The following is a 9,848-nucleotide window of genomic DNA, read 5'->3' as shown; positions in this document are numbered from 1 at the left end:
CTTCCCACATTAAAAACAGCACAGGCAGAAGAGTGATCTTCTGCCTGTGCTGTTTGAAGTATAACCTATATTAAAGTTTTCTGGTCGGGGCCACGTCGTTGTAGGTGGCATTCTCGTTTCCTACCCGCACCTCATCCACAAAGAGCCTGCGCTTGGTGGTGGCGGTGTCCCAGTTGCGCTTGTAGATGCCGTATTTGAAGAAAGGTATCTTCTGGTCGTTGTAGCTGTTGGGGCCTTTGTGGTTGACCACCAGTTTGCCATCCATCCATACCTGAATCAGGCCGTCTTCCTTGTAGGAGTAGTTGATGTGGTAGACAAAGTCCGCCCACTTGTCTTTGGGCAGCAGGCCCAGGTCAAACTTTAATTCTCCGTCCCGGGTGGCATCCGTGTGGATCGGGGCAGAGGCCCACTTCACACCCAGCTTTAAGCGGCCCTTGGAGACAAACAATTCAATAGGTGGGTTGTGTGCCTCCTCGCCCGCATCGTGCTGGCTCCAGAACTGGGTGATGATCTCCCAGTCATTGGAGGTGCTCCAGTCCGAGGATGGCAGATACAGGCTCAGCCCGTACCAGCGGTGACGGTTGGTTTCAGCATTACGACTGGCCGCCTCCGAGCGGATCACGCCTGCGGCGGCATCGGCCTTGAGCATCTCAAACTTACCTGAACGCGTTCCTTTCTTTGCCTTCTCGGCGGAGGCATCAAAGCTGTAGAGCCTGGAGGACTGCATCTTGTAGAAGGCACTGTAGTTGCCCGAAATGAAATCGGCCAGTTCAGGGGTTTCAAAGCGCTCTTCTACCAGCAGGTTTTTGCGGTACGTCTCTACTGAAGAGATAACAGATTGCTGCTGCTGGCTTACCTCGCCTGCAATGGACTGGCTAACGCTTGGAGCGGCCACTTCGGACTGCTCACATGAAATTGTAAAAAACGAAACGAGGGCGGCGGCTAAAAGTTGGGTGCGTTTCATAAAAAGTCTGTTTTAAAAATAAGTAGTAAAAGTTATTTCAAATAAAAATGCTATAAATTTTGCAATGATAATCCCGCTAACTCAGATTAATAAGTGGAATTTGCTGTATGGCCAATGAAATCCAAAAAGCTGATTAGTGAAATTCAGAAGCAATTTATTTATTTTTATAAATATAATTAATTCAAGACACATCTACATCAATCCGCTTTCTAATTGACTTGTCACAAACATATTGATAATAATTAAATAAGCAAAATAAATATTCTTTTTAATGTAACCTTTTAGTTATTACTACAATAATTCATATTTAAGGCATAATTTTAAAAATTTAAATCCAATTTACGCTTTTGAAAAATCCATTAACTCTTTGCAATAATGGATATAACCCAACGATCGACGTTAAAACTTTAATTATACATTTCTAAGCACAAAAGAAATGCGATATATAAAAGTATTCAGAAATAAGCACAATTTAAACGTTAAACCTTACCTATACTTAAAATACAGAAATGGCCTTTGAAAGAATATTTAACCTTAAGAGGAATTATACAATAAGACACAACCTGTTATCAGATGTAATAACTGCTGGAATCCGCTATTATATCAAGCTTAGATCAGTGTTTTTAAGTTTAAAACATAATAAATTAAAAAAGGCAGAAGGATATCCTTCTGCCTTTTTTAATTTATTATACCTAAATAAAAATGGTCAATAATTATTTTCTAATTGGAGCTACATCATTATATGTAGCATTCTCATTACCAACACGTACTTCATCAATATAAAGTAGACGCTTGCTGGTTTTGCTATCCCAGTTACGCTTATAGACACCGTATTTGAAATAAGGTACTTTAGCATCGTTGTAGCTATTTGGACCTCTATGATCAACAACTTTTTTGCCATCCATCCATACTTCTAAAACGCCATCAGATTTGTAAGAGTAGTTGATATGATAAACAAAGTCAACCCACTTATCCTTTGGCACCGGACCCAAGTCATATTTCTTTTCACCATCACGGTTAGAATCTGTATGGATTCTGGCAGAAGCCCACTTCACGCCTAATTTAAGGCGACCTCTGGAAACAAAAAGTTCGATCGGAGGATTGTGTGATGGTTCACCTGGATCTTGTTGACTCCAGAACTGAGTAATAATTTCCCAATCATTAGATGTGCTCCAGTTAGCGCTTGGCAAATACATGCTCAACCCATACCAACGGTTACGATTTGTTTCACTCTGCCTGCCGATAGATTCTGAACGAATAACTCCTGAATCTGACTTACGCAATTCGAATTTAGCTGATCTTGACCCTTTTCTGGCTTTAGCAGTTGTCGCATCAAAATTATGTATCCTTTTTGCTTGTACTTTATAGAACGGGCTATAAGTACCATCTATAAAAGAGCTGCCTTCATGTTTCTCAAAACGCTCTTCAGTGAGCAGGTTTCTTCTATAAGAGTCAACAGAGGTAATTTCGCTCTGGATACTCATTTCTGTATCAATGGTGCTAGCAACAACATCTGGCTGAACAGCCTCTTCTTGCTCGCATGAAAATGTTAAAAATGATAAAAGTGATAGGGCTAAAAGTTGAGTGCGTTTCATTTGTTTTTCTCGATTAGATGCTTCCTTCTTTCTGTTTAAAGTTAAGTTTGATTTAAACCCAGAAGCGATTGATTAATTGATAAATTTAAGTGAGACAATAATACTTAAGCGATACTGCAATACCTTTCCAAGGCGGTACATTTAATATTAAAAAAGAATTTTTAGTTGATAATCTTTATTCTTCAATGATATAATAAATCAAATTCCGGACTCTGATTCTGATGTATCAATCTTGTGTTACAAACATACTACGAAATTTAATTACCCACAAAAAAAAATGGTAATTTATTGTAACTTTTATAAATTTACCCCATAAAGTATTATTAAATATAATTTATAGGTACTAAAAAACTGAATTAATTTATTTATATTAAGATTTCACTATATTACTTCTCAATAAATAAGAGCAATTTTGAATATTTATTATTATATTTTTCCATGATTACACATTTATTTTATAATTGAACAAAATACATAAATTGCATTTGTATTTAAACCCAAATCAGCAAGAACAAATTTGGTATATTTTCTGGTCCCTTTGCATTGGCATCCCAATTAGTCTACTAACCGAGTTATAATCTTACACAACAAGCTTTATTAAATTTTAAATACTTCAATTCACTGTAAATAAATACATTACAATAAAATATACTTGTAATAGGATTTATATCTCCAGGGATCATCAGGAGAAAAAAAGAGAGAGGTAATTTCAAAGCAAGATACACCAACATACCTATGCCCAATGTTAGGGAACTCAAGAAAGTACAGATTAGAAACTTGGGTATTCATAAACAATTTATGTTTCAGCTTACCTTAATATTAGTAAGTATAAAAACAGTTTATAAACAGACTTGCAATGAGAGCACTAGATATGCTTAATTCTTATTTAGATTTAGGATGTAATTTGATAAGGATGAGATCAGGTTAGTTAATGTGGTAGCTACAATTTGTAAATACTACTCTACCTGATCTCATCTTATACTTTATACTACTACTTAAATAGTAGATGGCGCTACATCTTTATAAGTGGCAGAGCCATTTCCAACCCGTACTTCATCTACATAAAGTACTCGCGATGATACATCTTCCCAGTTTCTCTTATAGATTCCAAACTTAAAGAAAGGCAGTATTTTATCGTTATAACTGTTCGGACCTTTGTAGCTAACCACTTTCACTCCATTCTTCCACATCTCTAATATACCATCAGTGCCATAAGAATACTTCACCCGAAAAACAATATCAAGCCATTTGTCTTTTTCTACAGGACCTAAATCCCAAGATTTCTGGCCATCTCTGTTGGCATCTGTATTAATTGGTCTTGCTGAGTAACACGTTTTTAACATTAATCTGCCTCTGGAAACGATAAGGGAAATAGCTGGGTTTCTAACTGATTCTCCTTCATCAGGGACACCATTCATCTGAGTAATAATATCCCAGGCATCATCTCTCTCCCAATATTTAGCAGGCAGATATAAGCTTGCAGCATACCAGCGTGTCGGACTACCTTCTGCTTTCTTCCCCATCATCTCTGTTCTGATGATACCCTTGTCAGTATTTCGCATCTCGAATCTGGCAGAAGCGTTTCCTTTTCTCTTTATACCAGTTGATTGTTTAAAAGCATATTCCTTAGAAGGATCAGAAAATATTCTGTAATAAGGCTCAAAGTATCTAAACTGTGTGTATTTAGAATCGAAAATAGATTGCAGGAAAGATTTCTCAAATCTTTCTTCTATTAACAGGTTATTTCTACCGGGCTCAGCGGAAATGATAACATCTTGGCTCAGATCAGCTTTAAGCGCTATATTATTGGCCTGACTTTGTGGCTCAACTATTTCTGCTTTGTCGCATGAAAATGTAATGAATGATAATAAAGAAATTGCTAAAAGTTGGATTCGTTTCATCACTAATACTAGTTAAATCTATTTCACAAAAAATACACAATAAGTAATCTTTTAATTAACAATTGGTCAATAGACTTAATACAGGGCGGCTTGTAATTTAAAATAACATTAATTTAATGTAGTGTAACATTTAAAAACTGTCATCTTGCACTCTAATATCTTCTATCGCACTGGGCAAATGCTCTAGATCAATATGATAAAACAAATAGGAGTTTATAAGTTTTCTTACTTGCTTACTCTTACAAACATAAAGTAATTTTACCCATTCACAAAAAATATTTTTACTTAATCTTGCAACCTTACTTAAATTAAATGATTTAATCATAAATTAAGTGATTATAATCACAAAATATAGCCAAAATCAAGCTCTTTAATCAAAATTAATTTAAAAAGGGTTTCTAATAAGGTTGGCTTAGTGTGTTTGCATATAATTTCACCATTCAAAGAGTATAGCTAAATCATATATTTCATTCAGGAACGCTTTTTATGCGGGTCTATAAAGTACAGGCCATAAATAAAAATTGTACTTTATATATAATATAAAAAATTGTCTTTTTCATTTTACAACATCTAACAAGTTGGGTATTCAAATATTCAAGTTATACTATGTAAATTTATTTTTTTATGATAAAATATTGAAATACAGATAATTAAGAAATCGAAGATAAAATACTTCTAAAATAGTTGTGGAATTTATTACACACTTTGTGCACATGGTCGACAGTGCTATTGTAGCATCTCCCGCGAGAACTGTGGAAATACCACCCGTGATTTTTTTCAAATTACAGCCGAAATGAATTTTTATTAAGATTTGAAGTATAAACTTATAAAGAACCTGAACTGCCTGTGTCCTGTCAAGTAAGTTAGCAAGGACTTGTATAGCTCTGTTTATGAAGCAATTGCCTTCAGTTTTTAAAGTTTAAACACCTATACATGTAGCTACCTATATTTTAGGTAGTTAGTGCATTAAGCTCCAAAGATCAGATGGGAGCTTTGATTTTGAAGACGCCTTTACCCTACCTTTGACACTAAACACGACTCTTAGCTTGCTTTTAAGTATGAATTCTGAAAAAGCATCCGTAACGTAGCGCGACTGCTAAAAAATAAAGGCCTGCCACACCAAGTGTAGCAGACCTTATTTAAAGATGACAGGTTATACTTGCCAGATTAGCTTGAATGATCCGTTATGATCTTCCAACCTTCCGGGAACCGCTTGAAAATAACTGAAAAGTGGCCTTCCACATCTCCTTCTGTAACTGTACGCGCAAGGTGCCACTTTCCTACTACCAATACCGTTTCTGTAGCAAGCGGGCGCATTTCTTTTAGATCGAAGGTTAATTTGCCCATAGCTGCTGCATCAGGGTAATTGAGCTTATAGTTGGCCATGGTCTGCTCCCATCCGTACGTCAGGCCGCTTTTGCCTACAAACAACAGCGAATCAGATTTCCAGTAAGGAGTCATAAAGCACGCTAGGTCGCCGTTGCTCCAGCAAGCTGCCTGCTCTCCTAAAAGCTGGCGTATCTCAGCATTTGCGCTTGCATGAGGTTGTGATTGTTTTAAAGAGCTGCAGGAAGTTATGCTTGCAGCAAACCCTAAGGCCAGTAACAGGTTTTTAGTTCTCATTTTTCGTTTCCGGAAGTATAGATTGAATGTATGTTGTTCCGCCCAGGCGGCTCATTGCTCTCGATATTCTGCTTCTGCGCGTGCGCACGTAACCCGAAGGCTGATGGGCTTTATACCTAATTGGGTTAGGCAATACGGCCGCTAAAAGGGCAGCTTCACTTCGCTTCACTTCGCTGGCCGGTTTAAGGAAATATTTCTGCGAAGCAGCTTCCACGCCAAACACCCCATCCCCCATCTCTGCAATGTTCAGGTATACTTCCATGATGCGCTCCTTACCCCACAAAATTTCGATTAACGCTGTAAAGTAAGCTTCTACGGCTTTGCGCAAGTAACTCCGGCCATGCCACAGAAACACATTTTTAGCAACCTGCTGGCTTATCGTACTCCCGCCACGTATCTTTTTGCTATCCTGGTTCTGTTTAAAGGCACTCCAGATCGCTTCAAAATCGAAACCGTGGTGCTGCAGAAAAAGCTGGTCTTCGGAAGCAACAACGGCCAGGGGTAATTGTGGCGACATCTCTTCCAGCGATACGAATTTATACTTTATCTCAGGGTCAGTTTTAGAAGCCACACCCGCTTCAGCGCGGCGCTTTACCATATGCAGCGTGGCTGGTGGTGCTACCCAGCGGTACAGCAATACCCAAACTATACTTAACAGAAACAGTGTTAAGATCAGTTTTACAGTCAGCAGCTTAAGAGACCGCAGTCCTGTTGCCTTCTTTTTCATCAATTATACTTCTAAGAATGGCCGCAAAGGTAAGTAGTTTGACGCATATTCAAATTTAAAGTATGGCTTTGTGCTTTCAGGCCAACGCGGCTTATACTAGCGCCGTAAGTTAGAAGGCATTTGTTTCTGTAAAACATGATCGGGCATGGCTAAATATCTACCACTTTTCCCACTTCAGGTTGTTGTATTTCCGGGTGAGAAATTAAACTTACACATATTTGAGCCGCGCTACATCCAGTTGGTCCTCGATTGCCTGGAAACGGGCATCACATTCGGTATTCCGGCTTATATTAAGAATGGCGTTGGTATTTTCGGAACGGAAGTAGAACTGGTGCAGGTCGAAAAAAAGTATGATTCCGGCGAAATGGATATCAGGACCAAAGCGCTTTCTGTTTTCAGAATCCGACAGTTTGATAAAGTAACCCCGGGCAAGTTGTATGCCGGCGGCCAGGTAGAAGCCGTTGCCGATGTGATGGACGAAAATATAGTTATTAAAAACAAGATCAGGGAAGCAGTACAGGAACTGTATTCCATCTTAGGAATCGGTAATTTATTCTTAAAGCTCCCGGAAAACTTCAGGAGTTTTGATATTGCCCATACCATCGGACTGAGCCTGGAGCAGGAATACATGCTGCTGCAACTTACTACTGAAAGCGAACGCCAGCTTCTTATCCTGGAACATATTGAGCGCATACTTCCTGTAGTAGTAGAAACGGAGCGCCTGAAAGAACGCGTAAAATTAAATGGCCACTTTAAAAACCTGACGCCGCCAAACTTTTAAATTCCGGACCAAGTACACCTGCTTATGCTTTTCTACTTCCTTGTTATACCTGTTGTGTTGATACTGGCGTTTCTTGCTTTCAGTTACTGGCAGGAATTAAAGTACAGGCACAAGGCATTCTATAAACTAAGCGACATAGGCTGGCAACATATAGCACCTCCTGCAGATGCGGAAATAGTACATTCAGTAGCGATGATCGGTGATGTAGGCGCATTTGCAACAGATGGTTCCGATCCCATACTCAGGATGCTTGATAACTGGCAAGTTCAGAACTCAGGCCATAAAGCTACCGTCGTCTTTCTGGGCGATAACCTCTACCCTGTCGGTTTGCCAGCGGAAAACACCAAGCACCGGCAAAAAGCAGAAGAACGGCTGGATCTACTTACGGATAAACTAAAGCAATTTAACAGCAGAAGTATATTTATGAGTGGCAACCACGACTGGAACAAAGGCCGCAAAAATGGCTACCAGCAAATGCTCCGGCAGGAAAATTACATTACCCAACGTATGGGAAACCCGGAGGCCTTTCTGCCAGCGAATGGTTGCCCGGGCCCACATGCTATACAGTTAGCCGAAGGATTACTGCTGGTTGTGATCAATACGCAATGGTGGGTGCAGCGCGGCGAAAAACCTTTGGGCAGTGCCTACAATTGCGCTATCGAAAGTATAGAACAGTTCTATGTAGAGCTCAACACCTTGCTTCGTAGGAATGCGCACCAGCGCGTACTTATCGCGGCACATCATCCTTTGTATAGCAATGCCCAGCATGGCGGCAAATTTACGGTACGGCAGCACATTTTTCCGTTACTGGCTGCTAACAAACGTTTTCTTATTCCCTTACCGATCTTTGGCTCTTTATACCCGTTTTACAGGCAACTTTTTGGGGCAGCAGAAGATATGTCGCATAGGCGGTATAAACGTATGCGCAAACGTTTGCTTCGTATTTTTAGCCGTTACAGCAACATTGTATACATTGCTGGCCACGATCATAACCTACAACATTTTGAGGTGCGTAAAAACCACTTTCTGGTAAGTGGGGCCGGCAGCAAAACGGCATTCGTTACAAAAGGAGGCAAAGCAACGTTTACAGTAGAGCAGCTCGGCTTTTTTGTTTTTAACTACTACAGCAACGGCCAGCTTTGGATGGAAGCCCGGGTCGCAGACGAAAAATCACCGGAAGGATTGGTGGCTTTCCGGAAAGAACTAAAGCAGGAACTGCATTGGGCTGCAAAACCTGCTCCGGTTAAAAAATTATAAATGTTTCTGGTTTTCTTCTTCCGGCAAAATAACTTTCAGGCTTTTACTCAGCATTTTCACCTCTACGGTTGTACCTAATTCCAATGGTTCGCCATCAATATGCATCACTTCTTGGTTGAGGTTATAAATGGTGGCACGGCTGCAACAGATTTTGCGACTATAAACTGAAGTATCTATACTATCAGTATACAGTTTATAAAGTATACCTAAGCCAGCTGTTTTCGGAAATGGCTCTATCAGACAGATCTCAAATTTACCATCGTTTAAAATTCCGTTCGGGTTTATACTTGCGTTAGAGCCAAAGGCGTTGGCATTGGCTATAGTCACCATAAAAGCAGGCCCTTCGAAGTTTTCGGTATCTGTTTCGATTCTATACTTTTTCGGTTCATAAGCCAGGTATTCCTGCATCGCGATCCAGGCATAGGCGCCGGGCCCGCGCGTCTCGCCATCATGAAAATGCTTTACCACCAAGGCATTAAAACCAAAATCACTTAAGTGTATAGAAGGATTACCGTTTAGCGTGATCGTATCAATGTTACGGATTATGTTGCGGTGTATAAGCTGCAGGGCATCTTCCGTATCCTGGGGTATGTTCAGGTCTTTGGACAAGCCGTTGCCAGACCCCAGCGGAATAATACCCAATGGCATGTCGGTTCCGATAAGCAAGGCGGCCACCATGTTTACGGTGCCATCTCCGCCAACTGCAAATACAGCATCATACTTTGCCTGCTTTATGAGTTCTGTGATTTTTTCCTTATCAGCATCTCCTGTTGTTTTATGGATCTCGAAGGTTATATCGTGGTCTGTGCAGACTGTTTTTATATCTTCTTCAAGCTCTTCCTTGTCGATATCGCCGGCAATTGGATTGATCACAAATAACAGGCTTTTTAATTTTGCCTCTTCCATAGTTTAACTAAGTATAATTGCTTGTTCTGATACGGATTTTATACTTGTTGGTAGCAAAAAAACGTAGCCGGCAATACAAAGTTTTTTTGCTGCC

Annotated in this window: 8 protein-coding genes; 2 read left to right on the top strand and 6 right to left on the bottom strand. The window is 39.8% G+C overall.

Features of this window, described 5'->3' with window-relative positions; genetic code table 11:
* Positions 1-70: 70 nt before the first annotated feature.
* The 5 genes from DP923_RS15120 to mtgA all read right to left on the bottom strand — a co-directional run bounded on the left by DP923_RS15120 (position 71) and on the right by mtgA (position 6,810).
* Complete coding sequence (locus DP923_RS15120) at positions 71-964, bottom strand: polysaccharide lyase (RefSeq protein WP_112304832.1); 894 nt, start codon at positions 962-964, stop codon at positions 71-73.
* 713 nt (positions 965-1,677) lie between these two features.
* Positions 1,678-2,559, bottom strand: coding sequence for a polysaccharide lyase (locus DP923_RS15110; protein WP_112306684.1), 882 nt, complete (start codon positions 2,557-2,559; stop codon positions 1,678-1,680).
* Positions 2,560-3,554: 995 nt separating this feature from the next.
* Positions 3,555-4,460, bottom strand: a complete 906-nt coding sequence (locus tag DP923_RS15105; protein ID WP_112306683.1) for a polysaccharide lyase — start codon at positions 4,458-4,460, stop codon at positions 3,555-3,557.
* A 1,167-nt stretch (positions 4,461-5,627) separates the two neighbouring features.
* A complete protein-coding gene (locus DP923_RS15095; RefSeq protein ID WP_112306681.1) occupies positions 5,628-6,083 on the bottom strand; it encodes a YybH family protein in 456 nt (151 codons plus the stop codon).
* Positions 6,073-6,810: a monofunctional biosynthetic peptidoglycan transglycosylase gene (gene mtgA / locus DP923_RS15090; RefSeq protein WP_112306680.1), complete on the bottom strand. Its 738-nt coding sequence runs from the start codon at positions 6,808-6,810 to the stop codon at positions 6,073-6,075. The genes DP923_RS15095 and mtgA overlap by 11 nt, the downstream gene beginning before the upstream one ends.
* Positions 6,811-6,955: 145 nt before the next feature.
* Between mtgA and DP923_RS15085 the strand changes: the two genes are divergently transcribed.
* On the top strand, positions 6,956-7,591 hold the full coding sequence (locus tag DP923_RS15085; RefSeq protein WP_112306679.1) for an LON peptidase substrate-binding domain-containing protein: 636 nt from the start codon (positions 6,956-6,958) through the stop codon (positions 7,589-7,591).
* Positions 7,592-7,615: 24 nt separating this feature from the next.
* Positions 7,616-8,848: a metallophosphoesterase gene (locus DP923_RS15080; RefSeq protein WP_112306678.1), complete on the top strand. Its 1,233-nt coding sequence runs from the start codon at positions 7,616-7,618 to the stop codon at positions 8,846-8,848.
* Here the strand turns inward: DP923_RS15080 and DP923_RS15075 are convergent.
* On the bottom strand, positions 8,843-9,754 hold the full coding sequence (locus DP923_RS15075) for a diacylglycerol/lipid kinase family protein (protein WP_112306677.1): 912 nt from the start codon (positions 9,752-9,754) through the stop codon (positions 8,843-8,845). The genes DP923_RS15080 and DP923_RS15075 overlap by 6 nt on opposite strands.
* Between the last annotated feature and the right edge of the window lie 94 nt (positions 9,755-9,848).

This window comes from Pontibacter arcticus, assembly GCF_003284895.1.
Taxonomy (GTDB): Bacteria; Bacteroidota; Bacteroidia; order Cytophagales; family Hymenobacteraceae; genus Pontibacter; species Pontibacter arcticus.
Note: the sequence above shows the minus strand (reverse complement) of the source record. Positions and strands in the feature narration are given on the sequence as shown.